The organism is Nonomuraea sp. NPDC050536 (assembly GCF_044457685.1).
GTDB lineage: Bacteria > Actinomycetota > Actinomycetes > Streptosporangiales > Streptosporangiaceae > Nonomuraea.
In genome coordinates, this window is record NZ_JBITHD010000011.1 from 267,222 (window position 1) to 290,862 (window position 23,641).

The window sequence follows — 23,641 nt, forward strand, 5'->3', positions numbered from 1 at the left end:
CGACATGCGCGTACTCCTGGTCGAGGACGACGATCGGCTCGCGGCGGCGCTCACCACGGCCCTCGCGCGCCACGGCCACCAGGTCACGCGCGCGGGGCTGGCCGTCGACGCCCTCCGCCTGGCGGGGGGCGTCGACTTCGTCCTGCTCGACCTGGGCCTGCCCGACATGGACGGGCTGGACGTGCTGCGCCGGCTGCGCCGCAGCTCCGCCGTACCGCTGATCGTGGTGACGGCGCGCATCGACGAGCGCGACGTGCTGCGCGGGCTGCGCTCAGGGGCCGACGACTACCTGGTCAAGCCGTTCCGCACGGCCGAGCTGATGGCCAGGATGGAGGCGGTGCTGCGGCGCGGCACCCGGCCGATGCCGGTGCGCGACCACGTGGTCAGCGTCGGCGACGTCCGCATCGACCTGGAGGCCAGGCAGGTGTCGGTGGCCGGCGAGCAGGTGACGCTGACCCGGCGCGAGTTCGACGTGCTGGCGATGCTGGCGCGCGAGCCGGGCGTGGTGCGCAGCCGGGAGGAGATCCTGGACGAGGTCTGGGGCGACCCGCTGCTGTCGGCCTCCCGCTCGCTGGACGTGCACGTGGCAGGCCTGCGCTCCAAGACGGGCCGTCCCGGGCTGGTGGAGACGCTGCGCGGCACCGGCTATCGGCTGGGGTCGACGGCGTGAACTCGCGCCTGGTGGTCACGTTCACCACGCTGATCGTCTTCCTGATCGCGGCGCTGGCGGTGCCGCTCGGCCTGGCCTACGCCTCCCACCGCACCAACCGGCTGCTGCTGGACCGCCGCGCCGACGCCACCCGCTTCGCCGAGCTGGCCGACCAGGCCTCCCGCGACGACGACCACACGGCCCTGATCGCCGAGCTCGACCGCTACGCCGACCTGTACGGCGCGGCCGTGCGCATCCGTGACCGCGACGGCACGCTCATTGCGACCGCGGGCCGCTTCGACGCCGACGAGCGCGAGGCCACGCGGCTGGCGCTGTCGGGCCAGACCACCGAGGACCTGCCCACGGTCAGCCCGTTCGGCCCGGCGACGGTGCTGCTGGCCGAGCCGGCCGGCCGTGACGCCCAGCTGTCGGGCGTGGTGCTGATCCAGGCGCCCGCCACGCAGGCCAGGCGGGACGTGGCGCTGGTGTGGGGCGTGCTGGCGGTGGGCGCGCTGGTGGCGCTTGGCTACTCGGTGCTGGCCGCGCGCCGGCTGGCCCGCTGGATCATGCGGCCGGTCACCGAGCTCGACCGCACCACCCAGGCCATCGCCGAAGGGCACCTGGACGCCCGCGCCCACCCGGGGGTGGGCCCGTCGGAGCTGCGACGCCTGGAGGAGCGCTTCAACGCGATGGCCGACGCGGTCTCGGCCGCGATGGAGCGCCAGCGGGCCTTCGTCGCCGACGCCTCACACGAGCTGCGCACCCCGCTGACCGTGCTGTCGCTGCGGCTGGAGAACCTGGAGCCGCACCTCCACGCGGAGGGCACGGCCGAGTTCGAGGAGGCGATGGCCGAGTTGGACCGGCTCGCGCTGCTGGTGGAGGACCTGTTGGCGCTGGCCAGGGTGGAGGCGGGCACCGAGGACAAGCAGGTCGAACTGGCCGCGAGGGTGGCGGTCTGGCGCGAGGTCTACGCCGCCAAGGGCATCACCCTGCACACCGACATCCCCGAGCCCTCCCAGGCACCCGACGCGGTGGCCAGGATCGCCGACATCGCGCTGGACAACGCGCAGAAGTTCGTCCCCGAGGGCGGCATGGTCACCGCCTCCTACGACGGCGCGGTGCTGCGGGTCGCCGACGACGGGCCCGGGCTGACCGAGGAGGAGCGGGGCGAGGCGCTCGGCCGCTTCTGGCGTTCCGGGTCGCACGCCAACGTGCCGGGCAGCGGGCTCGGGCTGGCCATCGCGGCCGAGCTGGCCCGCTCGTGCGGCGCCACGCTCTCGCTGCTGCCCGCCGTACCCCGAGGGCTGGTCGTGGAGGTACGGCCGGCCGCTCAGCCGTAGACCGAGCGGTAGTAGCGGGCGGCGCCCGGGTGGAGCGGCACGACGCCGGTGCCGATGGCGTAGCGCCTGTCCAGGCGGCCGCCGGGCGCGGTGGGGGCCTGGAGGCGGTCGCGGGCGCGGAAGAGGGTCTCGGTCACCGTGTAGGCCACGTCGTCGGGCAGGGAACCGCGGCACATCAGGTAGCTGGGGGTGCCCACGGTGGGCACCGGCTTGGCCCCGCCGTACACGCCCGCGGGGAAGGAGGCGTGCTCGTAGACGGGGCCGTAGGTGCGGCGCAGCACGGGCACGAACTGCTCGAGCGGGACGAGCCGGATGTCGTTCAGCTTGGCCAGCGCGGGCGTGGGCACGCCGCCCGACCAGAAGAACGCGGCCAGGTCGCCCTCCCGCAGCGCCTTGATCGACTCGTCCAGCCCCAGCTTCGTGGTCGAGGCGGGCACCTTCAGCCCGGCCACGGCCAGGATCCGCGCGGCGGTCACCGCGGTGCCCGAGCCGTCGGCGCCGATCGAGACCTGCCTGGCCGCCAGGTCCTGCGGCGTCCTGACCAGCGAGTCCTCGGCCACGACCAGGTGCACGTAGTTCATGTACATCCTGGCCAGCGCCATGACCGGCTGGTGGCGCACGCGCACGGCGTCGTCTGCGCTGTCGGCCAGCGCGAACCCCAGGTCGGCCCGCCCGTCGGTCAGCATCGTGAGGTTCTGCACGCTGGCGGCCGTCTTGATCACGGTCACCGTGAACCCGTCGCGCCGCAGCTCGGGCGCGAACCGGTCGCCCAGCATCTCGTACGGCCCGCCCGTCGAGCCCGTCGCCAGCCGCAGCTGCGGCAGTTCCTCGGTCGAGGCCGAGCAGCCGGCGACCGCCAGCGCGGCCCCGGCCAGGAACACGCGGCGGGTCAGGGACATGCCTTCACCGTATCCGCAGCTGCCGAAGTGGCATGCTGGACAACGTGGCCGAAACGGACGTGCTCCTGCGTATCGCTCCCGAGCTCATGATGTTCCTGCCCGGCGCCCGGCGTACCGAGTGGCAGCGGGTCGCTCCCGACGGCACCTCGACGCTCGGCCATCTGGTGGAGTCGCTCGGCATCCCGCTGACCGAGGTCGGCCCGATGACCGTCGACGGTGTCGGCGTGGGCCCCGGCCTCCACCCGCGACCCGCCCAGGTCGTGGAGGTGCACGCGGTGCCGCGTCCGCAGCCGATGGGACACCGCTTCCTGCTGGACGTGCACCTGGGGACGCTGGCGCGGCGGCTGCGGCTGCTCGGCATCGACGCCGCCTACCACAACGACATGGACGACCCTTCGCTCGTCGTCCAGGCCAACTCCGAGCGGCGGGTGCTGCTGACGCAGGACCGCGGGCTGCTGCGGCGGCGCGCGCTGTGGCTGGGCGCCTACGTGCGCGGCAGCCGGGCCCCCGACCAGCTGCGCGACCTGCTCGAGCGCTTCGCGCCGCGGCTGCGCCCGTGGACGCGGTGCACGGCGTGCAACGGCGAGCTGGACACGGTGGCCAAGCGCGAGATCGAGCCGATGCTGCAGGCGGGCACGCGGCGCAGCTACGACGTCTACGGCCAGTGCCGCGACTGCGGCAAGGTGTACTGGCACGGCGCGCACAGCGGCCACCTGGAGGAGATCGTCACCCAGGCGGAGAACTGGACGTCAGACAGGTGACGCCGCCAGTCTGACATTCTGCACTCAACGATCTCTTCCCCCCTTGTGAGGTTGTCTTCGTGGAGTTCCGCATCATGGGCCCGCTCCAGGTGCGCGACGGCGAGCAGGACCGCACGCCGACCGCGCCCAAGCACCGGGACCTGCTGGCCGTGTTCGTGCTGAACGCGCGCCGGCCGCTCACCCCGGGCAGGCTGCGGCAGCTGCTGTGGCCCAGAGAAGGCGGCGACCGCTCCGACTCGCTGGTCCGCGGCTACGTGGGCCAGCTGCGCCAGCTGCTGGGCAAGGACGTCATCACGACCGCCTCCGGCAGCTACACGCTGGCCATCGAGGACGACCAGCTCGACGTCAACCGCTTCCGCTCCCTGGTCGAGCGCGGCGCCCACGACGAGGCGCTGGCCCTGTGGCGCGGGCCCGCGCTGGAGGACCTGGACCCCGAGGGCGAGCGGTGGACCGAGACCCCGCGGCTGCGCGCCGAACTGGAGGAGCTGCGCGTGCTGGCGCTCGAGCGCCGGGTGCAGCGCGACCTGGACGCGGGCCGCCACCGCGAGTTGCTGGCCGAGCTGCGGCGCCTGATCGAGCAGCATCCCTTCTGGCAGCGCTTCCGCGGCCAGTACCTGCTCGCCCTCTACCGCAGCGGCAGGCGGGTTGAGGCGCTTGACGCCTACCAGGCGCTGCGCGACGAGCTCGACGACGGCCACGCCATCGAGCCCGACCCCGAGCTGCAGCTGCTGTACCACCGGATGCTGCACGACGACGTCTCGCTGCACGTCTCGGCGGGCCCGCCGGTGCTGCTGCCGCGCGACGTGTCCGACTTCTCCGGCCGGGCCGACCTGCTCGAGCTGGTGATCGGCGACGAGGTCGTGGTGCACGGCGCGGCCGGGGTGGGCAAGTCGGCGCTGGCCGTGCACGCCGCCTGGCTGCACCGCGAGCGCTTCCCCGACGGCATCCTCTACGCCGACCTGCGCGAGACCAGCGGGCCCGCGGCCGTGCTCGAGGACTTCCTGCGCTGGCTCGGCTGCCCGGCCCAGGCCATCCCGGTCGGGCTCGAGCAGCGCGAGCGCCTCTTCCTCACCTACGCGGCCAACCGGCGGCTGCTGGTGCTGCTGGACAACGCCTCCAACGAGGCGCAGGTGCGGCCGTTGCTGACGGCCTGCCCGACGGTCATCACCAGCCGCTCCCCGCTCGGCGGGCTCGCCGGCGCGGGCCGCGTGCCGGTCGGCGTCCTCGACGACGCGGCGGCCATCGAACTCCTCGGCAAGATCATCGGTCCCAATAGAGGCAATTTTCCCGACTTATCAGGATCTGTGGGAGCTTGCCCATCGCGCTGCGGATCGCGGGGTCGCGGCTGGCCACCCGCCCGGGCTGGACCGTTGACTATCTGGTCGACCTGCTGGAGGACGAGCACGGGCGGCTGGAGGCGCTGCACGCGGGCGACCAGACCGTGCTCAGCGTGTTCGCCGTCGGCTACGAGGGCCTGTCGGAGCAGGCCCGGCAGACGCTGCGCCGCCTGGGCGCCGTCTCCGCGCCCGACTTCGGCACGTGGGTGGCCACCGCCTTCGGCGGCGGGGCCGAGGAGCTGGTCGAGGCGGGCCTGCTGGAGACCCACATGATCGACGTGGCCGGGCAGGTGCGCTACCGCCTGCACGTGCTCACCCGCCTCTACGCCCGCGACCTGCTCGGCGAGCAGGCCGTGCCCGCGACGCTGACCATGCTGGCCACGGTCGCCAGGTCCGGGGTGGCGGCGGCCCGCCTCATGCCCAAGCCGGGCCCCGGCGGCACCGTCGTCGAGACCAGGGAGATCCGCCAGTCGGTCGAGTGGCTGGTGGCCGAGCGGACGTTCCTGGTCGGGCTCGTCTGCGACCTGGGCAGGGCCGGGCTGGACGAGGAGTGCGCGCGGCTGGCCCACATGCTGGTGCCCTTCCTGGAGCGCTACCGCTTCCTCGACGACTGGCGGCAGATCTGCGGCCCGGCGCTCGAGGCCGCCGCCCGGGTGGGCGACGGCCAGGTCCGGGCGCTGGCACTGCGCGACGAGGGCGACCTCTACCGCGCCCAGCGCCGCTGGGAGCTGGCCCACGACCGGCTCCGGCAGTCGCTGGCCATGTCGCTGGCCGACGGCCGCCCCCGCGCCGCCGCCCAGACCCGCCGCCGGCTCGGCCAGGTGCAGCTGGAGCAGGGACGGCTGGAGGAGGCCGAGCGCACGCTGGCCACGTGCCTGGCCGACGATCTCTCGGAGGGCTACGAGGACGCCGAGACTCTGCACGCGCTCGGCCTGCTGCTGCACCGCGCCGGCCGCCTCGGCGAGGCCGTCGAGCGGCTCACCACCGCCGCCAGGCGCCTCGCCGACGCCGGCGACCGCCACCGCCACGCCGACGTCCTGCTCGACCTGGCCGCGGTACGGCTGGCCCAAGGTGAGCCCGCCGAGTCGCGCCAGGCCGCCCAGACGGCCCGCGGCATCGCGATCCGATTGGGCGACCGGCTGATCGGCGCCCGCGCCCTCATGGCGCTCGCACAGGTGAACCTGGCGGAAGGCGACCGCCGCACCGCCCGCGACCTGGCGGCGGAGGCGGTCAAGGCCTTCGCCGACCTGGCCGACGAGGACGGCGTAGCCCGCGCCAGAGCCCTGATGACCCGCACCTGACGCTTGGAAACGCGAGAGCGGGGGCGCGTGCCTGTGCTTTCCGGTGGCCCTCGTCTCCGGGGTCGCCGAAGATGCCGGGGAGCTACGACGCGGCCTCCTGGGGGGCGAAACAGGCGTCACCTTTCAACGGCTGGTGAGTGGCCGCCCGCCGTCCTAGGGTTGATCGCGTGACCGACTACCTGACGCCGAAGCCCCGCACGCGCACCGGTTACACGCTCGCCGTGGCGGTGACGGGCGTGCTGCTCGTGGTCAGCACCCTCCTGCCCTGGGCCGGGGTCGAGGCTCGCAGCGACCTCATCGGCGGCGGCCTCACCGACGACATGCGCGGCATCGACGGCTCGTACGGCATCTACACGCTGGTCGCCGGCCTGGCCGTGGTGGCGTTCGGCGTGGCGGGGCTCATGGGCCGCCGCTGGCTCGCCGCCCTCGCCGTCCTGCCCGCCGCCCTCGCGGTGCTCGTCCTGGTCATGTTCCTGTCAGACTCGACGGGCGGCGCGTCGCTCGACTTCGGCCGCCTGCTGTCGATCGAGCCTGTCATCCGCTTCGGCTGGTACGCCGCCCTCACCTGCGCCCTGGCCGCCACCCTCACCTCCCTACTCACCCTCCTCCGCCGCCGCACCCCCTCGTGAATCCGACGCCTCTCGCCGCCCTCCCCGCACAAGCTTCAGCTGCACGGCAAGCCTCTGCTGCACAGCTGGCTTCTGCTGTACGGCAGCCACCGCCACCGGCCGCCCCCCGCACTTCGGCTGAGGGCCCGCTCGCGGCGCTTCCGGCGAGTCGGTGACAGTCACTCGCCGCCACGGCACCCCACAACCGGGCACCGCGGCCCGCCTTACCCGCCGCACACAGGCGCCGCCCACCACCGCACACCTCCCCGCCGACCCGGCGCCAGAAAGCACCACCGTGGATGGACAGGGAACATGGGCTCTCGTGCCACGGCTCCCGCCGGGCGCCGGGGCGAGAAACCAACCGCACACGAGAAGAACGCCTGCCGTACGGCGGAAGCCAACCGCACAGGAGGAGGACGCCTGCCGGGGAGCAGTTGGAGGCGGGTTAGTCGAAGAAGCCGAGGCGGCGGAGTTGTTTCGGGTCGCGTTGCCAGTCCTTGGCGACGCTGATGCGGAGGTCGAGGTAGACGCGGGTGCCAAGGAGGGCTTCGATCTGCTTGCGGGCGCGCGTGCCCACGTCGCGCAGGCGCTCGCCCTTGTGGCCGATGACGATGGCCTTCTGCGAGGGGCGCTCGACGAACAGGTGGGCGTAGATGTCCAGCAGGTCGTCGCGGCCCTCGCGGGGCATCATCTCGTCGACGACGACCGCGATCGAGTGGGGCAACTCGTCGCGGACGCCCTCCAGGGAAGCCTCCCTGATGAGCTCCCCGACCAGGATCTGCTCGGGCTCGTCCGTGAGCCGCCCGTCCTCGTAGAGCGGCGGCGACTCCGGCAGGTGCTCGATCAGGACGTCGGCGAGCACGTCGAGCTGGTCGCTCGTCTCCGCCGAGACGGGGACGACCGCGGCGAACTCCGCCACCTGCGACACCGCGAGCAGCTGCTCGGCGATGCGTTCCTTGGTGGCCAGGTCGCACTTGGTGACCACCGCGACGACCGGCGTCTTCTTGACCGCGGCGAGCTTCTCGGCGATGAAGCGGTCACCCTTGCCGATCGGCTCGTTGGCCGGGACGCAGAAGCCGATCACGTCCACCTCGGTGAGCGTGGACAGGACGAGGCTGTCGAGGCGTTCACCCAGCAGCGTGCGCGGGCGGTGCAGGCCTGGGGTGTCCACGATGATCAGCTGGGCGTCGGGGCGGTGCACGATGCCCCTGATGACGCGCCGGGTGGTCTGCGGCTTGGAGGAGGTGATGGCGACCTTCTGGCCGACCAGGGCGTTCATCAGCGTGGACTTGCCGACGTTCGGCCTCCCCACGAAGCAGGCGAAACCGGCACGGAAATTGTCTGGCGAAGTCACGTACTCGATTGTCGCCCATCAAAAGCGCTGACCACGCCACCAGGTGAACGCGTCGGGCACCACCACCGGTGACCACGCCGTCGTACTAAGTCTGGAAATTTCGTCTTCTGTGACCCAGCGATACGAGGTGATCTCGTCCCCGTCGGGTGTCGGAGTGCCGCCGGCCACCACGCATCCGTAGGCCGCGATCACGTACGCGCACTGGTGCCCGTTGGGGTACACGGTGCGGAACTCCGGCCCGCCGTACACCCCGATCAGCCCGCGCACCGCCACGTCCACCGCGAGTTCCTCGCGCAACTCCCTGACCACGGCGTCCTCGGGCCGCTCGTCAGGATCGACGCCCCCGCCCGGAGCCGCCCACAGCTCGACGTCACCGTGGCGGGCCATCAGCAGCCGCCCCTCGGAGTCGAACACGAACCCGGCCACCGACGGCAGCATCAGCAGGTCCGTGCCCACCTTCTCGCGGATGTTGGCCAGGAACGGCGACATGGCCATCGCTCAGCGCACCGTCCCGTCGGGGCCCGCCACGATGAGCTCCTTGACGCCCAGCGACGCGACCAGGTGCCGATCGTCCTCGCTCGGCTCGCCCGCGGTGACCAGCGCCGCCGCCTCGAGCGACTGCGCGCCGCTGGAGACCGCCATGGCCACGGCCACCTGCACGGCCGGGAGCGTCAGGGCGGGAAGCGCCACATTCGTCGCCGAGTAGGTGCGCCCGGTCTCGTCGCGGACGGCGGCACCCTCGGCCGAGCCGTTGCGCGCCCTGGCCGCCCGCGCCAGGGTGACGAGCTTGCTGTCTTCTGCGTCGAGAGTCACCCGACCAGCCTAGTCAGGGCTCCGCCATCCCCACGACCGCGCCCAGCAGCCGCCAGGTCTTGGCCGCGTCGACGTCCGCGATCCCGGTGTGAACCACGGAGACCAACGTGTCGCCCGTGCGCACGAGCATCACGTCCAGCGCGTAGGGGTAGCCGTTCAACCGTCCACGCAGCTCGCCGCCGACCGCCTCGTCGCCCACACCCTTGACGGGAAGCGTCCGCAGCCGCAGATGGGTCCCGTCCTCGGCGCGCACGCCCCGGCACGCCAGCAGCGCCTTGCCCAGGTCCTCGATGTGCCCCTCGGCCTCGGAACCCGCATACCTGGCCAGCCCCACCGCGAGCACCTCGCCCAGCCCATCCCCCTGGTAGGTGGCCGCCGCCTGCGCCGTCAGCGCCCGCGCCGGCGCGTGCCCGCCCGCGGGATCGAGTACGGCACGGCACTCCCGGCTCCCCGGCGCGAACGGAACCCGCCACGCCTGCTGGGCGCGCACGGAGAAGCCGTCGGGCAGCTCGGGGTCCTTGTTCAGGATGTCCCGGAACTTGTCCTCCGCCTGCACGTCCGTGTGAGCGCTCGTGGTGGTGCTCCCGCATCCCGCCAGCCCGGCGAGGAGCAGCCCGAGCACCATGACCCGCGGTCCGCGTCCCATGATTCCCCCCGGACGCAGCCTCCCCAGTCCACGAATGTGGCAATCCACCGGAGTTCCCAACAAACGCTCAAAGGGTGCCCTCGCCGGAAATTTGGCGAGAGCACCCTTTTACGCCGAGCAACGCCACGACCGGCTAGCTGGCCGGACGTTGCCGTCCCCCCAGGGAGCCTTCCTCTCGCCGCGAACCCCACCCAGCGATCGGATGCTCCTCGGTGACGCCCGCCGCACCGGGCGTCTGTCATCAGAGTGGGGCACAGGGCTTGCAGAAGACTTGTAGAACACTTGCGGCAAATCACGCACCACCGCGCACGCCTTCCGACCTGGCCCGCCGTACGGCGAGTGTCAGTCCTGCTCGGCCTGGGCGGCAAGCTCGTCCTCCTCCGGCGGCGTGGCCGGCCGCACCACCACGGTGCTGATCCGGTTGCGCCGCCCGGCCAGGCTCTCCGCGGTGAGGCGCAACCCGGCCACCTCCGCCTCCGACCCGGCGATCGGAACCCGCCCGAGGGCGTGCGCGAGCAGCCCGCCGACGGTCTCCACGTCGTCCACCTCGATCTCGGTGGTGAACAGCTCGGCCAGCTCGTCCACCGGCATCCGCGCCGTCACCCTCACGGCCCCGTCGGGCATGGTCTCGACGCGCGGCGCCTCCTGGTCGTACTCGTCGGTGATCTCGCCGACGATCTCCTCCAGCACGTCCTCGATCGTGACCAGGCCCGCCGTGCCACCGTACTCGTCGATCACGATGGCCAGGTGGATCTGCCTGGCCTGCATCTCGCGCAGCAGCTGGTCGATCGGCTTGCTCTCGGGCACGTAGGTGGCCGGGCGCATGATCGACTCGACCTTCTCCGTGCCCTCGCCGTTCTCGTGGACGCGCCGGATGATGTCCTTGAGGTAGGCGATGCCGATGACGTCGTCCTCGTTCTCGCCCGCGACGGGGATGCGGGAGAAACCGCTGCGCAGGTGGAGCGAGAGCGCCTGGTTGAGCGTCTTGCCGCGCTCGATGAACACCATGTCGGTGCGCGGCACCATCACCTCACGCACCAGCGTGTCGCCCAGCTCGAACACCGAGTGGATCATCTCGCGCTCGTCAGGCTCGATGACGCGCCGCTCCTCGGCCAGGTCCACCAGGTCGCGCAGCTCCGCCTCCGAGGTGAACGGGCCCTCGCGGAACCCCTTGCCCGGCGTGAGCGCGTTGCCCAGCAGGATGAGCAGCTTGGGCAGCGGCCCGAAGATGCGCGTCAACCCGGACACGATCGGCGCGCTGGCCAGAGCGATCGGCTCGGCGTGCTGGCGCCCGAGCGTGCGCGGCGAGACGCCGACGATCACATAGCTGACCACGATCATCACCACGGCCGCCCACACGTAGGCCCAGCCCTGGTCGTGCATCAGGTCGATGAAGAGCAGGGTCGCGATCACCGTGGCGACCAGCTCGCAGCTGATCCGCAACAGCAGCAACAGGTTCAGGTAGCGGGGCGGATCGGTGACGATCGCCTGCAGGCTCCGCGCGCCCCGCCGGTTCTCGCGGACGAACTCCTCTGCCCGTACGCGGGAGATGCGCGTCAGCGCCGTCTCGGCGCTGGCGATCAGGCCACCGCACACAACCAGTGCGATGGCCAGCGGCAACCAGGCGTTCACCGAGCCCGCCACGACTCCAGAAGCCGGGCCTGAAGGCCGAACATCTCCTTGTGCTCCTCTGGCTCGGCGTGGTCGTAGCCGAGCAGGTGCAGGATCCCGTGCGTGGTCAGCAGCTCCAGCTCGTCCTTGGTGCTGTGACCCGCCTCGGTGGCCTGCTTGGCGGCCACCTGCGGGCAGAGCACCACGTCACCGAGCAGCGCCGGGTCGGCGGGCACGTCGGAGTCGCCGCGCGCGCCCCCGCCGCCGCCCGGACGCAGCTCGTCCATCGGGAAGGCGAGCACGTCGGTCGGACCGGGCTCGCCCATCCACTTCTCGTGGTGCTGCGTCATCGTCTCCTCGTCGACCGCGAGGATGGACAGCTCGGCCAGCGGATTGACCTCCATGGCCGCGAGCACGTGCGCGGCCAGGGCGGCCAGGTCCTCCTCGTCGAGCTCGACGCCGGACTCGTTGTTGATCTCGATGCTCATCGGCGCTTGCCTCGCTGCTGGATCTGCTTGGGCTCCTGGAGCGCGTCGTAGCGGCCGTAGGCGTCGACGATCTCGCTCACCAGCTTGTGGCGGACCACGTCGTTGCTGGTCAACCGGGAGAAGTGGATGTCGTCGATGTCCGTCAGGATCTCCTGGACCACGCGCAGCCCGCTGGTCGTGCCCGCCGGCAGGTCGACCTGCGTGACGTCACCGGTCACCACGATCTTGGAGTTGAAGCCGAGACGCGTCAGGAACATCTTCATCTGCTCGGCCGAGGAGTTCTGCGCCTCGTCGAGGATGATGAACGCGTCGTTGAGCGTCCGGCCACGCATGTACGCCAGGGGGGCGACCTCGATCGTGCCCGCGGCCATGAGCTTGGGGATCGAGTCGGGGTCGATCATGTCGTGCAGCGCGTCGTAGAGGGGCCGCAGGTAGGGGTCGATCTTCTCGTAGAGCGTGCCGGGGAGGAAACCGAGCCGCTCGCCCGCCTCCACCGCCGGCCTGGTCAGGATGATCCGGTTGACCCGCTTCTCCTGCAGCGCCCGCACGGCCTTGGCCATGGCGAGATACGTCTTGCCCGTGCCCGCGGGTCCGATGGCGAACACGATCGTGTGCCTGTCGATCGCGTCGACGTACCGCTTCTGGTTGACCGTCTTGGGGCGGATCGTCCGGCCCCGGGAGGACAGGATGTCGAGGGACAGCACCTCGGCGGGGCGGTCTGAGGTCATCTTCAGCATCGCGATGCTGCGCTCGACCGCGTCGGGGGTCAGCTCGCCGCCGTTGCGGAGCACCTCCACCAGCTCCTCGAACAGGCGCACCACGGCGCCGCTCTCGTCGGGAGTGCCGGTGACGGTGATCTCGTTGCCGCGGACGTGAATGTCGGCCCGGAAAGCACCCTCGATGACACGCAGCAGCTCGTCACGAGAGCCCAGGAGGCTGACCATCGGGTATTCGTCCGGAATCAGCACCTTGGCCTGAGTGCGCGAGGGCGGTGCCGACCGTCGGGATTCATGTAGTTCGGACATGGGCAGGCCAGCGGCCTGAAGCCTCCGGGTGTCTAGGCTGTAGTTCACCACCCATCGTAGCCGGGACCAGCCCAATCGCTCGCGCCAATATCACCCGCCCCACCACCCCTTCCCCTTCTCGCGATCGGCGTTCTTGATCCTGTACGGCGGGCCGCTCCCACCGGCCGCCCACCGCACTCTGGCTGAGGGCCCGCGACCGGCGCTTCTGGCGAGTCGGTGCACCTTCCCGCCGCCACGACTCCGCCCATACCCACCCGACCGAGCCCCTGGGCCGACCGCCGCGCGAACGCGCCGGGCCTCGCCGTACACCTTTCGCCGCGGCGCGGACCCCGCATGGCTTGCCGTACAGGTGGTGGAGAAGGGGTTAGCCGGGGGGCCAGAGGAGGGGGCGGCCGCCGAGGACGTGGGCGTGGACGTGGAAGACGGTTTGGCCGGCGCCGGGACCCGTGTTGAGGACGACGCGGTAGCCGGTTTCGGCGACGTCGTCCTGGAGGGCCACGGCGTGGGCGGCCTTGAGGAGGTCGTCGGCGAGGCCGTCGTCGGCCTGGGCCAGCTCGAAGGCGTTGGCGTAGTGGGCCTTCGGGATGACCAAAACGTGAGTCGGCGCCTGCGGATTGATGTCGCGGAAGGCGACAGTCCGGTCCGTCTCGTGGACGATGTCGGCCGGAATCTCCTTGGCCCCGATCTTGCAGAAAAGACAGTCCGTCACGCGAGCAACCCTACCGACCAGGACAGTCTAGATCGGAAGTTCCGCTTGACCTGGAAGGACCGGCAACCCCTTTGGCCGTTGCCAATCGGTAATCCGCCGTGTCGTGCGAAGGAAGATCCACGCGGTTAGGGTGTGTGTGCGACACTTCACCAAAAAACGACGATTCAGGCTCGGGCGAGGCCACCTGGCGAGGACACGACTCGGTAATGCCCTCTAAGGAACCGGAAGAGCGTAAACCCTCAGGGAAGGCCGAGCGTCCCACTGATGTGACCACCGAAACCCTTCTGGCCGACAGGTCGTTGGGGGCGGTGCCGGTCGGGTGGGACGCCGACATGGCCGTGACTGCGCTCTACAGTGCGCATTTTCGGTCATTGGTGCGTCTCGCGGTGTTGCTTGTGCGCGACATAGCAACCGCGGAGGAAGTCGTGCAGGACGCGTTCGTCGCCATCCATGGCGCCTGGCGCAGACTGCGTGACCCCGACAAAGCACTCGCCTACCTGCGCCAATCTGTCGTCAACAGATCCCGTTCCGTGCTGCGTCACCGCGCGGTCGTCGAGAAGTACGCACCCAAGGGCCTGCCCGACGCCCCGAGCGCCGAGAACGGCGCCATCGGCGAGTTGGAACGCTCTGCCGTCATCGAGGCTTTACGCGCCCTGCCCACCCGTCAGAGAGAGGCACTTGTCCTTCGGTACTACGGTGATCTGTCCGAGGCTGAGATAGCCCACGCCATGGGCATCAGCAAGGGCGCGGTCAAGAGCCACACAGCCCGTGGCATGGCCGCTCTGCGATCCGTCCTGGAGAAAATGTCATGACCCAGCCGCCCGACGAGTACGGCGACGTTCTGCGCCGTGTGCTCCGCGCGGAGGCCGACGCGGTCGTGCCCTCTCCGGAAGGGCTGGAGATCATCCGCGCTCGGATCGAGCGGCGCGGGGTTCGCAACATGTTCTGGTGGCGGGCCGGCGCGGCCGCCGCCAGCGCGGTGCTGGTAGCGGGGACGATCATCATGGTCATCCCCGACCTGCGGGCCAAGGTGACCGAGACGATCCAGCCACAGAACTACACGACCGCTCCCACGGAGTCCTCGACCAGCAGGCCGGTGCCGACCAAGCCGTCGCACAGCGACCCGCCACCCGTGGTCGTGGTGCCGTCCACCACGCCGACCAGCCGGCCCTCGCAGAGGGCCACGGAGAGGTCGACGAGCAAGCCGAGCCCGACGCCCACGCCTACCCCTACGCCTACACCCACGCCCTGCCCGACCGACGAGCCTCAGTCCGAGCCGCCGGCGACCGACTGCCCGACCCCCTCGGCGAGCCCCACGCCGACGCCCACGGACGCGCTCACGCCGATCACGACGTGCCCGGCCGAGGGGTGCCTGCCGGACGCTCCGGCTCCTTCCTCCAGCCAGGCCGCCTCGCCGCTGCTGAACGGCGTCCCGGCCACCAGCACGCCCCAGTAGGGCTCACCAGCGTCCGGTCCGCGCGAGCAGCACCGCGGCCGCCGCCACCCCCGCCGTTGAGGTCCGCAGAACTGTGGGCCCGAGCAGAGCCGGTACGGCTTTCGCGGCCTCGAACCGGGCGAGCTCCTCCCCGGCGATCCCGCCCTCCGGCCCGACGACGACCACGAGGTCGCCGCTGGCGGGCAGTTCCAGCGAGGACAGCGACGCGGTGGCCTCCTCGTGCAGCACCACTCCCAGCGCGGCATCGGCCAGCAGCGAGGCGACGCCGGCGGTCGAGGCAAGATCGGCCACCTCGGGCAGGTGGAACCTGCGGGCCTGCTTGCCCGCCTCACGCGCCGTCGAGCGCCACCGGCCCAGCGCCTTGGCCACCTTGTCGCCCTTCCACTGGGTGATGCTGCGCGCGGCGGACCACGGCACGATGACGTCGACGCCCACCTCGGTCATCATCTCCACGGCCAGCTCGCCCCTGTCGCCCTTGGGCAGCCCCTGGACGACGACGAGGCGCGGCGCGGGGGCCGGTACGGCGTAGCGGTCAAGCACGTCGAGCCGCAGCGCGTCCTTGAGCACCTCTCGCACGACGCACTCGGCCACGGAGCCGGCCCCGTCGGTCAGGTCGACCCGCTCCCCCGCGCGCAGCCGCCGCACGGTCGCCGCGTGCCGCCCCTCGGGTCCGTCCAGGATCACCTCGGATCCGCCCAGCTCATCCGCCAGGAAGACAGGCACGCTCATCCGCGATCACTCCACCAGCACTCATCGATCGTTCGCCCCGCCGCCCGGTGGGGTCAGCGGCCGTTGAAGGCGTCGCGGAGGCGGGAGAAGAAGCCCTGCTGACCGGGGGCGAACTTGCCGGGCGGGCGCTCCTCGCCGCGCAGCTTGGCCAGCTCGCGCAGCAGTTCCTCCTGCGCGGGCTCGAGGCGGCTGGGCGTCTCGACGTTCACGTGGATCAGCAGGTCGCCGCGGCCCGTCTCGTTGAGGCGCTGCACACCGCGGCCGAACATGGTGATGACCTGGCCCGACTGCGTGCCCGGCCGGACGTCGATCTCTTCTGCGCCGTCGAGCGTCTCGACGGTGAGCACGGTGCCGAGCGCGGCGGCCGTCATCGGGATCTGGACCGTGCAGTGCAGGTCGTCGCCGCGCCGTTCGAAGATCTCGTGCGGCCGCTCGACGATCTCCAGGAACAGGTCGCCCGCGGGGCCGCCGCCGGGGCCGACCTCGCCCTCGCCGGCCAGCTGGATGTGGGTGCCGTCCTCGACGCCCGCGGGGATGCGGACCTTGATCGTGCGGCGGGTGCGGACGCGGCCGTCGCCGGAGCACTCCTGGCAGGGGTGGCGGATGATCGTGCCGAAGCCGCCACACTGCGGGCAGGGGCGGGAGGTCATGACCTGGCCCAGGAACGAGCGCGTCACCTGGGAGATCTCGCCCCGGCCGTTGCACATGTCGCAGGTGTCGGGGTGGGTGCCGGGCGCGGTGCCCGCGCCGTGGCACACCTCACACAGCACGGCGGTGTCGACGACCAGCTCGCGGGTGGTGCCGAACGCCGTCTCGCGCAGGTCGAGCTCGACCCGGATGGTGGCGTTGCGGCCCCGCCTGGCACGGGAGCGCGGGCCTCGGGCGCCGCCTGCCGTACCGAAGAAGGCGTCCATGATGTCGCTGAACGGGAAGCCCGCGCCGAAGCCACCGGCCCCGGCTCCGGCGCCCGCGCTCTGGAAGGGGTCGGCGCCCAGGTCGTACATCTGGCGCTTGTTGGGGTCGGACAGCACCTCGTAGGCCTGCGTGATCTCCTTGAAACGCTCCTGCGTCTCGGGATCGGGGTTCACGTCGGGGTGCAGCTCGCGGGCCAGCCGGCGGTACGCCTTCTTGATCTCGTCCTGACTGGCGTCACGGCGCACCCCGAGGGTGGCGTAGTAGTCGCTGTTTGCCACTTATCGACCTCTTATGATGCAGCCAGGATCTGGCTGACGTAGCGTGCCACCGCGCGCACGGCGCCCATCGTCACGGGATAGTCCATCCTGGTCGGCCCCAGCACGCCGAGCCGGGCCAACTGGTTGTTGCCAGAACCGTATCCGGTCGCGACGACGGATGTGCCGCGCAGGTAGGGGTTCTCTGACCCGATGCGCACGGTGAGTTCGGACGGGATGTCGGAGGAAGTCTCGCCGAGCAGCCGCATGAGCACGACCTGCTCTTCCAACGCCTCGAGCACGTCGCGCAGCCCGGTGGCGAAGTCGGCCCCGGCGAGGTTGGCCGCGCCGGCGAAGACGATCTTCTCGTCGTGCCGCTCGACCAGGGTCTCGAGCAGCACCGACAGGATCGTGGCCACCGCGGGCCTGTCCTCGACGGGGAGTCGCTCGGGTAGGTCGGCCACCAGGTCGGGGACGTTGCTCAGGCCGCAGCCGTCGAGGCAGGCGTTCAGCACCGCCCGCAGGTGGGCGATGCGGGTGTCCTCGACGACTTCGGGCAGCTCGATGACGCGCTGCTCCACGCGGCCGGTGTTGGTGATGAGCACGAGCATCACCCGGCGCTCGTGCAGCGGCACCAGCTCGACGTGGCGCACGGTCGAACGGGTCAGCGTCGGGTACTGCACGACCGCGACCTGACGGGTCAGCTGGGCCAGCAGCCGCACGGTGCGGGTGACCACGTCGTCCAGGTCGACGGCGCCCGCCAGGAACGTCTCGATCGCCCGCCGCTCGGCGCCGGAAAGGGGTTTGACCTGCGAGAGCCTGTCGACGAACAGCCGGTAGCCCTTGTCGGTCGGAACCCGGCCGGCGCTGGTGTGCGGCTGGGCGATGTAGCCCTCCTCCTCCAGCGCGGCCATGTCGTTCCTGACCGTCGCCGGGGAGACCTTGAGGTTGTGGCGCTCCGCCAGCGCCTTGGAGCCCACCGGTTCGTTGGTGGACACGTAGTCCTCGACAATGGCTCGGAGCACCGCTAGTTTCCGATCGTCGAGCACGTGCTCACCTCCTGCCTCCATCTTTCAGGAAACGCCAGATTTGGCACTCTGTGTTCCCGAGTGCCAAGTGTACGGCTCCGGCCCTCACGGTGCGATAACAGAGCGCTGCTGGCGTACTGCAAGTCCTGGGGCTCACACTGGCCGACATGACCGACGATTCGCAGCCGCCGCAGTACGGTCCCCCGCCGGGACAGGGTCCGTACTATGGCCAGCAGCCTCCTCCACCGCCGCCGCCCCAGTATGGCGGCCAGCCGTACCAGATGCCCCCTCCGTACGGTTATCAGCAGTTCGCCAGGCCGGTCGATCCCAAGCAGGTCAGGCCGCGGCTGTGGTGGATCGCGGTCGGCTGGCTGGTGGCGGTGGTGTGCGTCGCCGTGGGCATCGGTGTGTTCGCTTCGGGCATAGTCAGCACGGTGGCGAACGCGGCGCCGACCAAGGTCTTCGCCGCCGACGAGCAGGCGACGGTGACGGTCGATCCGGCCGACAGCCCCGCCCTCTACGTCACCCGGGGTGAGCTGGTCCACTACCAGTGCCAGATCTCCGACGGCGCCCGCCTGGCCAACACGCCGATCAACCAGACGGTCGGCCTGAACGGCAGGTCCTGGGAGATGATCCTGGTGATCAACGCCCCGAGGAAGGGTCAGTACCAGATCACCTGCACCACCCAGGAGAAGAACCCGGACACCCGCTTCGGGGTGGGCCGTGAGCTGACCGGCAGCGCGCGGGGGCTGGTGGGCAGCGCGGTGGCCTTCGTCGCGATTCCGCTGATCGGCATCCTGGCGGCGATCGCGGTCACGATCGTCGTGCTGATGCGGCGCGGCAGTCACCGCAAGCGGCTTGCGGCTGGTGGCTGATTTGCTTGCGGATGATTTGCTACGGTCCCCGTGTGTACGAGGGTGATGTTCTCGCGGGGAATTGGCGGCGTCCGGGCAAGGGCAAGATCCCCCTGGTGCCCGCCGAGTACGACCTGGTCGTGGAGGACGCCGACAGCGGCTTCTGCGGCGCGGTCGTGGCCTGCGACAAGGAGGCCGTCACCCTGGAGGACCGGTTCGGCAAGCGCAGGCTCTTCCCGCTCGCCCCGGCCGCGTTCCTGCTCGAGGGCAAGGTCGTGACTCTGGTACGGCCGGCCGCCGCGCCCACGGGCCCCAAGCGCAGCGCCTCGGGCTCCACCGTGGTCGAGGGGCTGCGGGCGCGGGCGGCCAGGGAGAGCCGCATCTACGTCGAGGGCGTGCACGACGCGGCGCTGGTCGAGAAGATCTGGGGCCACGACCTGCGGGTCGAGGGGGTCGTGGTGGAGTACCTGGAGGGCGTGAACGATCTGCCGTCCATCGTGGCGGAGTTCGAGCCGGGGCCGGGGCGCAGGCTGGGCGTGCTGGTCGACCATCTGGTGCCCGGTTCGAAGGAGAGCCGGATCGCCGCGCAGGTCACCTCCGGGCACGTGCTGATCGTCGGACATCCGTACATCGACATCTGGCAGGCGGTCAAACCGTCCGTCCTGCGTATCCCGGGCTGGCCTGACGTGCCGCGCGGGGTGCCGTGGAAGGAGGGCGTGATCGCGGCCCTGGGCTGGCGTGTGGAGCCGGCCGAGGCGTGGCGGCGGATTCTCGGGGCCGTCTCCACCTTTTCCGACCTGGAGCCCGAATTGCTGGGCCGGGTCGAAGAACTGATCGACTTCGTCACTACGGAGGCATCATGAGTCAGGATTCCCCGGAACAGCAGCCAGAGTCCGGCCCCCAGCAGGGGTACGGCTACGGCCAGCCGCCGACCCCGCCGCCGGGCTACCAGCAGCCCGGTTACGGTTACGCGGCTCCTCAGCAGCGCCCGCCGCACGTGCCGGGGCAGTACGGCCCGCGGCCCGGCAGCGACGACACCACGATGGCCATGCTGGCGCATCTGCTCGGCCTGCTCGTGTCGTGGATCGGTCCACTGATCATCTACCTGATGAAGAAGGACGAGTCCCCCTATGTCAGGGACCAGTCGGCCGAGGCGCTGAACTTCCAGATCACGATGTTCATCGGCTACATCGTGGCCTTCGTCCTTTCGTTCGTCCTCATCGGGATCATCCTGTTCCCGGTGATCTGGATCGTTTCCCTGATCTTCCACATCCAGGCGGCGCTGGCCGCCAACCGCGGCCAGAACTACCGCTACCCGATCAGCATCCGGATGATCAGCTGACGGTTCTGAACCCGCAGTTGCCGCTGCTGGATCCGGGCGTGTTCGCCGAGCGCGCGGCGACCCGGTAGCGGTGGCAGTACGACTCGTGGCACAGGTACGAGCCGCCTCTGATCACCCGGCGTTCCCCGGTTTCCGGGCCGCCGGGTGAGTCGAGGGGCGAGCGGGCGTAGTAGCCCGGGTCGAACCAGTCGGCGCACCACTCCCAGACGTTGCCCGCCATCTCGTGCAGGCCGTAGCCGTTGGGCGGGAACGCGCGCACGGGCGCGGTGGCCAGCCAGCCGTCCTCGCCGGTGTTGCGGCCCGGGAACGATCCCTGCCAGATGTTGACCGGCCACGGCTGCGCAAGCTCGTCTCCCCAGGGGAACCGCCTGCCCGCCAGCCCGCCTCGGGCCGCGTACTCCCATTGCGCCTCCGTCGGCAGGCGGCGCACTGCCCAGTCGCAGTAGGCCCGCGCGTCGTGCCACGACACGTGCACCACGGGATGGCCGGGCTCCGCCTCTGACAGCGGGCCGTAGGGGTGGCGCCAGTCGGCGCCGCGCACCTCCACCCACCACGGCGCGCCGGGGTCCACGGCGGCGACGTCCGCCCTGGTGGCGGCCACGGCCTGGTGGAAGACCATGGACGTGCCCGCCCGCTCGGCCTCGGTGCGGTATCCGGTCTCCTCGGCGTTTCGACAGCCTCAACCGGCACCTGCTGCCGCCGTACGGGGCCGACTGGACGCACGCGCCGAACTTCGCCAGGCTCGCCGAGCGGGCCGTCAGCTTCGACAACTGCTACGCCGGGTCACTGCCGTGCATGCCCGCGCGGCGCGAGATCCACACGGGGCGGCACAACTTCCTGCACCGCAGCTGGGGTCCGCTGGAGCCGTTCGACGACTCGATGCCGGAGATCCTCAAGCAGCACGGCGTCTACACCCACCTGGTCAGCGACCACCTGCACTACTGGGAGGACGGCGGCGCCACCTACCACGGGCGCTACAACTCCTGGGAGTTCTTCCGCGGCCAGCAGGGCGACCCGTGGAAGGGGCAGGTCGCCGACCCGGAGCTCCCAGATGACGTCAAACAGATGCGTTTCTCCACCTACCGCCAGGACTGGGTGAACCGGCAGCACCTGGCCACCGAGGACAGGCACCCGCAGACGCTGACGTTCGACGCCGGGCTGGAGTTCATCGCCACCAACCACGCCCAGGACCGGTGGTTCGTGCAGATCGAGACGTTCGACCCGCACGAGCCGTTCTTCTCCCACAAGCAGTACAAGGACCTCTACCCGCACGACTACGACGGGCCGCACTTCGACTGGCCCGACTACAAGCGGGTGACCGAGACGCCGTCGCAGGTCCAGCACGCCCGGTACGAGTACGCGGCGCTGCTGTCGATGTGCGACCACTCGCTGGGGCGGGTGCTCGACGCCATGGACGCCCACGGGCTGTGGGACGACACGCTGCTGATCGTGTGCACCGACCACGGGCTGCTGCTCGGCGAGCGCGGCTGGTGGAGCAAGAGCGTGCAGCCCTGGTACAACGAGCTGGTCCACCTGCCGCTGTTCGTCTGGGACCCGCGGGCGGGGGGCGCCGGGGAGCGGCGGGAGTCGCTGGTGCAGACGATCGACCTGGCGCCGACGCTGCTGGAGTACTTCGGGGTGGACCGGCCGTCCGACATGCAGGGCGAGCCTCTCATGTCCGATTTCTCGCGCGACGGCGCGCTCTTCGGCATCTTCGGCGGGCACGTCAACATCACCGACGGGCGGTACGTGTACATGCGGGCCCCCGCGGCGGAGGAGAACGCGCCGCTGCTCGAGCACACGCTGATGCCCACGCACATGCGCGGGCGCTTCACCCCCGCCGAGCTGGCCGAGGTGGATCTGGCCGAGCCGTTCACCTTCACCAAGGGCGCGCGGACGCTGCGGATGCCCGGGCGCACCTTCGTCAACCCGCACGCGCACGGGACCCTGCTGTTCGACCTGGCCACCGATCCCGGCCAGCTGTCGCCGCTGGTCGACGAGGAGGTGGAGCTGCGCATGGCCCGGCTGCTCGTCTCGCGGATGCGTGCCGGCGACGCCCCGCCCAGCCAGTTCGAACGGCTCGGCCTGCCGTACACCGGTGAGGTCACCCGCGAACACCTGCTCGTGGCCGCGCAGCGGGAGGTGGCGGTGCGGGCGGCGCGTGTTCCTGACGCTGCTGTACCGGCCGTACGCCAGGGACGCCGCCGTGGTCCAGGAGGAGCTGTCGCTGCGCCGAGTCAGGTCAGCAGGTCTCGGATGAGCGCATCGGCGAGCAGGCGGCCGTCACGGGTGAGGACCAGGGTGCCCTGCTTGAACGCCTCGATCTCCAGCAGGCCTCTGGCCATGGCGGCGGCCACCGCTTCGGGGGCGGTGACGGAGGCCAGCGGGTAGCCGGTGGCCAGCCGTACCTCCAGCATGAGGCGCTCGGCCGCGCGGTCGTCGGCCGTCAGCACCTCGCGCGCCTGTGCCGGGGACACCCCCTCGGCCAGGCGGCGGGCGTAGGCGGCGGGGTGCTTGACGTTCCACCAGCGGGTGCCGCCGACGTGGCTGTGCGCGCCGGGGCCGGCCGCCCACCAGTCTCCGCCGGTCCAGTACAGCAGGTTGTGGCGGCAGCGCGCGGCGTCGGAGGTCGCCCAGTTGGACACCTCGTACCAGCGGAAACCCGCGGCTGCGAGCAGCTCGTCGGCGATCACGTATCGGTCGGCGGCCACGTCGTCGTCGGGCATCGGCAGCTCGCCGCGCCGGATGCGGGCCGCGAGCCTGGTGCCCTCCTCGACGATCAGCGAGTACGCCGACACGTGGTCGGGCTCGGCGGCGATCGCGGCCTCAAGCGAGGCGCGCCAGTCGTCGTCGGTCTCGCCCGGGGTGGAGTAGATGAGGTCCAGGTTGACGTGCTCGAATCCGGCCTTCCTCGCCTCTCGCACGGCCTGCTGCGCCCTGCCCGGGGTGTGGGTCCTGTCCAGGACCTTCAGCACGTGCTCGCGGGCGCTCTGCATGCCGAAGCTGATCCGGGTGAAGCCCTGGTTCCTCAGCTCGTCCAGGTACCTCTGGTCGACGGACTCGGGGTTCGCCTCCGTGGTCACCTCGGCGCCCGCCCGCAGGCCGAACTCGTCGCCGATCGCCCGCAGGATCCTGCCCAGGTCGCCGGCGGGCAGCAGCGTGGGCGTGCCCCCGCCGAAGAACACCGTCTCCACCGGGACGTCCTTGCCCAGCACCTTCCGCGAGAGGCGGATCTCCTCGATCACGGTGTCGGCGTAGTCGCGCTGCGACGCGCCCGGCCCGAGCTCACTGGCGGTGTAGGTGTTGAAGTCGCAGTATCCACACCGCGTGACGCAGAACGGCACGTGCACGTAGAAGCCGAACGGCCGCTCGCCCAGGGTCTCCAGGGCGCTCGCGGGCAGCTCGCCCGACGCGGGACTCGGCTCACCGTCAGGAAGTGTGGATGGCACATCTCCAGTGTGCCCGCCCCCGCCCCATGGTCCCGCCGCCCGGGGCGTTGACGGGGGTGGATCGGGGTTCTAC

General features: G+C 71.2%; 23 protein-coding genes and 2 pseudogenes. 11 read left to right on the forward strand and 14 right to left on the reverse strand.

The window, feature by feature from the left end; genetic code table 11:
• Nucleotides 1–4 precede the first annotated feature (4 nt).
• The gene (locus ACIBHX_RS29440; RefSeq protein WP_397070544.1) at nucleotides 5–670 is read left to right on the forward strand and encodes a response regulator transcription factor; all 666 of its coding nucleotides are present in this window, start codon (nucleotides 5–7) and stop codon (nucleotides 668–670) included.
• Complete coding sequence (locus tag ACIBHX_RS29445) at nucleotides 667–1,989, forward strand: sensor histidine kinase (protein ID WP_397070545.1); 1,323 nt, start codon at nucleotides 667–669, stop codon at nucleotides 1,987–1,989. Before ACIBHX_RS29440 ends, ACIBHX_RS29445 begins: the two co-directional genes overlap by 4 nt.
• Here the strand turns inward: ACIBHX_RS29445 and ACIBHX_RS29450 are convergent.
• Nucleotides 1,980–2,888 carry a TAXI family TRAP transporter solute-binding subunit gene (locus ACIBHX_RS29450; RefSeq protein WP_397070546.1) on the reverse strand — a complete coding sequence of 303 codons (909 nt, stop codon included), beginning with the start codon at nucleotides 2,886–2,888 and terminating at the stop codon, nucleotides 1,980–1,982. The two genes, ACIBHX_RS29445 and ACIBHX_RS29450, sit on opposite strands and share 10 nt — an antisense overlap.
• A 32-nt stretch (nucleotides 2,889–2,920) precedes the next feature.
• On the opposite strand from ACIBHX_RS29450, the gene ACIBHX_RS29455 reads away from it, so the two are divergent.
• From ACIBHX_RS29455 to ACIBHX_RS29465, 3 genes are all read left to right on the forward strand, one after another.
• A complete protein-coding gene (locus tag ACIBHX_RS29455) occupies nucleotides 2,921–3,649 on the forward strand; it encodes a Mut7-C RNAse domain-containing protein (protein WP_397070547.1) in 729 nt (242 codons plus the stop codon).
• A gap of 59 nt (nucleotides 3,650–3,708) precedes the next feature.
• Nucleotides 3,709–5,259: a BTAD domain-containing putative transcriptional regulator gene (locus ACIBHX_RS29460; RefSeq protein ID WP_397070548.1), complete on the forward strand. Its 1,551-nt coding sequence runs from the start codon at nucleotides 3,709–3,711 to the stop codon at nucleotides 5,257–5,259.
• A gap of 1,195 nt (nucleotides 5,260–6,454) precedes the next feature.
• Nucleotides 6,455–6,916 carry a hypothetical protein gene (locus ACIBHX_RS29465; protein ID WP_397070549.1) on the forward strand — a complete coding sequence of 154 codons (462 nt, stop codon included), beginning with the start codon at nucleotides 6,455–6,457 and terminating at the stop codon, nucleotides 6,914–6,916.
• A gap of 424 nt (nucleotides 6,917–7,340) precedes the next feature.
• On the opposite strand, the gene era is transcribed toward ACIBHX_RS29465, so the two are convergent.
• From era to ACIBHX_RS29505, 8 genes are all read right to left on the reverse strand, one after another.
• Nucleotides 7,341–8,258 carry a GTPase Era gene (gene era / locus ACIBHX_RS29470; protein ID WP_397070627.1) on the reverse strand — a complete coding sequence of 306 codons (918 nt, stop codon included), beginning with the start codon at nucleotides 8,256–8,258 and terminating at the stop codon, nucleotides 7,341–7,343.
• 9 nt (nucleotides 8,259–8,267) lie between these two features.
• On the reverse strand, nucleotides 8,268–8,744 hold the full coding sequence (locus ACIBHX_RS29475; protein ID WP_397070550.1) for an NUDIX domain-containing protein: 477 nt from the start codon (nucleotides 8,742–8,744) through the stop codon (nucleotides 8,268–8,270).
• A gap of 3 nt (nucleotides 8,745–8,747) precedes the next feature.
• The gene (locus ACIBHX_RS29480; RefSeq protein ID WP_397070551.1) at nucleotides 8,748–9,062 is read right to left on the reverse strand and encodes a cytidine deaminase; all 315 of its coding nucleotides are present in this window, start codon (nucleotides 9,060–9,062) and stop codon (nucleotides 8,748–8,750) included.
• 13 nt (nucleotides 9,063–9,075) lie between these two features.
• A complete protein-coding gene (locus tag ACIBHX_RS29485; protein ID WP_397070552.1) occupies nucleotides 9,076–9,708 on the reverse strand; it encodes a hypothetical protein in 633 nt (210 codons plus the stop codon).
• A 342-nt stretch (nucleotides 9,709–10,050) separates the two neighbouring features.
• Nucleotides 10,051–11,340, reverse strand: coding sequence for a hemolysin family protein (locus ACIBHX_RS29490; RefSeq protein WP_397070553.1), 1,290 nt, complete (start codon nucleotides 11,338–11,340; stop codon nucleotides 10,051–10,053).
• The gene (gene ybeY, locus ACIBHX_RS29495; RefSeq protein WP_397070554.1) at nucleotides 11,337–11,807 is read right to left on the reverse strand and encodes an rRNA maturation RNase YbeY; all 471 of its coding nucleotides are present in this window, start codon (nucleotides 11,805–11,807) and stop codon (nucleotides 11,337–11,339) included. The genes ACIBHX_RS29490 and ybeY overlap by 4 nt, the downstream gene beginning before the upstream one ends.
• The gene (locus tag ACIBHX_RS29500; RefSeq protein WP_397070556.1) at nucleotides 11,804–12,832 is read right to left on the reverse strand and encodes a PhoH family protein; all 1,029 of its coding nucleotides are present in this window, start codon (nucleotides 12,830–12,832) and stop codon (nucleotides 11,804–11,806) included. The genes ybeY and ACIBHX_RS29500 overlap by 4 nt, the downstream gene beginning before the upstream one ends.
• Nucleotides 12,833–13,196: 364 nt before the next feature.
• Nucleotides 13,197–13,541, reverse strand: coding sequence for a histidine triad nucleotide-binding protein (locus ACIBHX_RS29505; RefSeq protein WP_397070557.1), 345 nt, complete (start codon nucleotides 13,539–13,541; stop codon nucleotides 13,197–13,199).
• A 332-nt stretch (nucleotides 13,542–13,873) separates the two neighbouring features.
• Here ACIBHX_RS29505 and ACIBHX_RS29510 point away from each other — a divergent pair, with 332 nt between their 5' ends.
• Both ACIBHX_RS29510 and ACIBHX_RS29515 read left to right on the forward strand, forming a co-directional pair.
• Nucleotides 13,874–14,353, forward strand: a complete 480-nt coding sequence (locus tag ACIBHX_RS29510; RefSeq protein ID WP_101783532.1) for a SigE family RNA polymerase sigma factor — start codon at nucleotides 13,874–13,876, stop codon at nucleotides 14,351–14,353.
• Nucleotides 14,350–14,997, forward strand: coding sequence for a hypothetical protein (locus ACIBHX_RS29515; RefSeq protein WP_397070558.1), 648 nt, complete (start codon nucleotides 14,350–14,352; stop codon nucleotides 14,995–14,997). The genes ACIBHX_RS29510 and ACIBHX_RS29515 overlap by 4 nt, the downstream gene beginning before the upstream one ends.
• Nucleotides 14,998–15,000: 3 nt before the next feature.
• Here ACIBHX_RS29515 and ACIBHX_RS29520 read toward each other — a convergent pair whose 3' ends face one another.
• Genes ACIBHX_RS29520 through hrcA form a run of 3 tightly spaced genes read right to left on the reverse strand, consistent with a single transcriptional unit; the run spans nucleotide 15,001 to nucleotide 17,944 of the window.
• Nucleotides 15,001–15,726, reverse strand: a complete 726-nt coding sequence (locus tag ACIBHX_RS29520) for a 16S rRNA (uracil(1498)-N(3))-methyltransferase (RefSeq protein ID WP_397070560.1) — start codon at nucleotides 15,724–15,726, stop codon at nucleotides 15,001–15,003.
• A 53-nt stretch (nucleotides 15,727–15,779) separates the two neighbouring features.
• Nucleotides 15,780–16,919 carry a molecular chaperone DnaJ gene (dnaJ, locus tag ACIBHX_RS29525; protein WP_397070561.1) on the reverse strand — a complete coding sequence of 380 codons (1,140 nt, stop codon included), beginning with the start codon at nucleotides 16,917–16,919 and terminating at the stop codon, nucleotides 15,780–15,782.
• A gap of 11 nt (nucleotides 16,920–16,930) precedes the next feature.
• On the reverse strand, nucleotides 16,931–17,944 hold the full coding sequence (gene hrcA / locus ACIBHX_RS29530) for a heat-inducible transcriptional repressor HrcA (protein ID WP_397070562.1): 1,014 nt from the start codon (nucleotides 17,942–17,944) through the stop codon (nucleotides 16,931–16,933).
• A 146-nt stretch (nucleotides 17,945–18,090) separates the two neighbouring features.
• Between hrcA and ACIBHX_RS29535 the strand changes: the two genes are divergently transcribed.
• From ACIBHX_RS29535 to ACIBHX_RS29545, 3 genes are read left to right on the forward strand one after another with little or no spacing between them, the layout of a single operon-like run.
• On the forward strand, nucleotides 18,091–18,798 hold the full coding sequence (locus ACIBHX_RS29535; RefSeq protein WP_397070563.1) for a hypothetical protein: 708 nt from the start codon (nucleotides 18,091–18,093) through the stop codon (nucleotides 18,796–18,798).
• A 32-nt stretch (nucleotides 18,799–18,830) separates the two neighbouring features.
• A complete protein-coding gene (locus ACIBHX_RS29540; protein WP_397070564.1) occupies nucleotides 18,831–19,640 on the forward strand; it encodes a DUF3097 domain-containing protein in 810 nt (269 codons plus the stop codon).
• Nucleotides 19,637–20,119 carry a DUF4870 domain-containing protein gene (locus ACIBHX_RS29545; protein WP_397070565.1) on the forward strand — a complete coding sequence of 161 codons (483 nt, stop codon included), beginning with the start codon at nucleotides 19,637–19,639 and terminating at the stop codon, nucleotides 20,117–20,119. Before ACIBHX_RS29540 ends, ACIBHX_RS29545 begins: the two co-directional genes overlap by 4 nt.
• On the opposite strand, the pseudogene ACIBHX_RS29550 reads toward ACIBHX_RS29545, so the two are convergent.
• Nucleotides 20,112–20,765: pseudogene (locus tag ACIBHX_RS29550) on the reverse strand (formylglycine-generating enzyme family protein); the annotation flags it as partial. The gene ACIBHX_RS29545 and the pseudogene ACIBHX_RS29550 overlap by 8 nt on opposite strands.
• A 47-nt stretch (nucleotides 20,766–20,812) precedes the next feature.
• Between ACIBHX_RS29550 and ACIBHX_RS29555 the strand changes: the two are divergent.
• Nucleotides 20,813–21,784: pseudogene (locus ACIBHX_RS29555) on the forward strand (sulfatase); the annotation flags it as partial.
• Nucleotides 21,785–22,356: 572 nt separating this feature from the next.
• On the opposite strand, the gene hemW reads toward ACIBHX_RS29555, so the two are convergent.
• On the reverse strand, nucleotides 22,357–23,568 hold the full coding sequence (hemW, locus tag ACIBHX_RS29560) for a radical SAM family heme chaperone HemW (protein ID WP_397070566.1): 1,212 nt from the start codon (nucleotides 23,566–23,568) through the stop codon (nucleotides 22,357–22,359).
• Nucleotides 23,569–23,641 lie beyond the last annotated feature (73 nt).

Bases quoted from the DNA above. Each gene is read 5' to 3' on its own strand.
- ACIBHX_RS29440 (WP_397070544.1), top strand. From the start codon at position 5: ATGCGCGTACTCCTGGTCGAGGACGACGATCGGCTCGCGGCGGCGCTC.
- ACIBHX_RS29450 (WP_397070546.1), bottom strand. From the start codon at position 2,888: ATGTCCCTGACCCGCCGCGTGTTCCTGGCCGGGGCCGCGCTGGCGGTC.
- ACIBHX_RS29455 (WP_397070547.1), top strand. From the start codon at position 2,921: ATGCTGGACAACGTGGCCGAAACGGACGTGCTCCTGCGTATCGCTCCC.
- ACIBHX_RS29475 (WP_397070550.1), bottom strand. From the start codon at position 8,744: ATGGCCATGTCGCCGTTCCTGGCCAACATCCGCGAGAAGGTGGGCACG.
- ACIBHX_RS29485 (WP_397070552.1), bottom strand. From the start codon at position 9,708: ATGGGACGCGGACCGCGGGTCATGGTGCTCGGGCTGCTCCTCGCCGGG.
- ybeY (WP_397070554.1), bottom strand. From the start codon at position 11,807: ATGAGCATCGAGATCAACAACGAGTCCGGCGTCGAGCTCGACGAGGAG.
- ACIBHX_RS29500 (WP_397070556.1), bottom strand. From the start codon at position 12,832: ATGTCCGAACTACATGAATCCCGACGGTCGGCACCGCCCTCGCGCACT.
- ACIBHX_RS29510 (WP_101783532.1), top strand. From the start codon at position 13,874: ATGGCCGTGACTGCGCTCTACAGTGCGCATTTTCGGTCATTGGTGCGT.
- ACIBHX_RS29515 (WP_397070558.1), top strand. From the start codon at position 14,350: ATGACCCAGCCGCCCGACGAGTACGGCGACGTTCTGCGCCGTGTGCTC.
- ACIBHX_RS29520 (WP_397070560.1), bottom strand. From the start codon at position 15,726: ATGAGCGTGCCTGTCTTCCTGGCGGATGAGCTGGGCGGATCCGAGGTG.
- ACIBHX_RS29535 (WP_397070563.1), top strand. From the start codon at position 18,091: ATGACCGACGATTCGCAGCCGCCGCAGTACGGTCCCCCGCCGGGACAG.
- ACIBHX_RS29545 (WP_397070565.1), top strand. From the start codon at position 19,637: ATGAGTCAGGATTCCCCGGAACAGCAGCCAGAGTCCGGCCCCCAGCAG.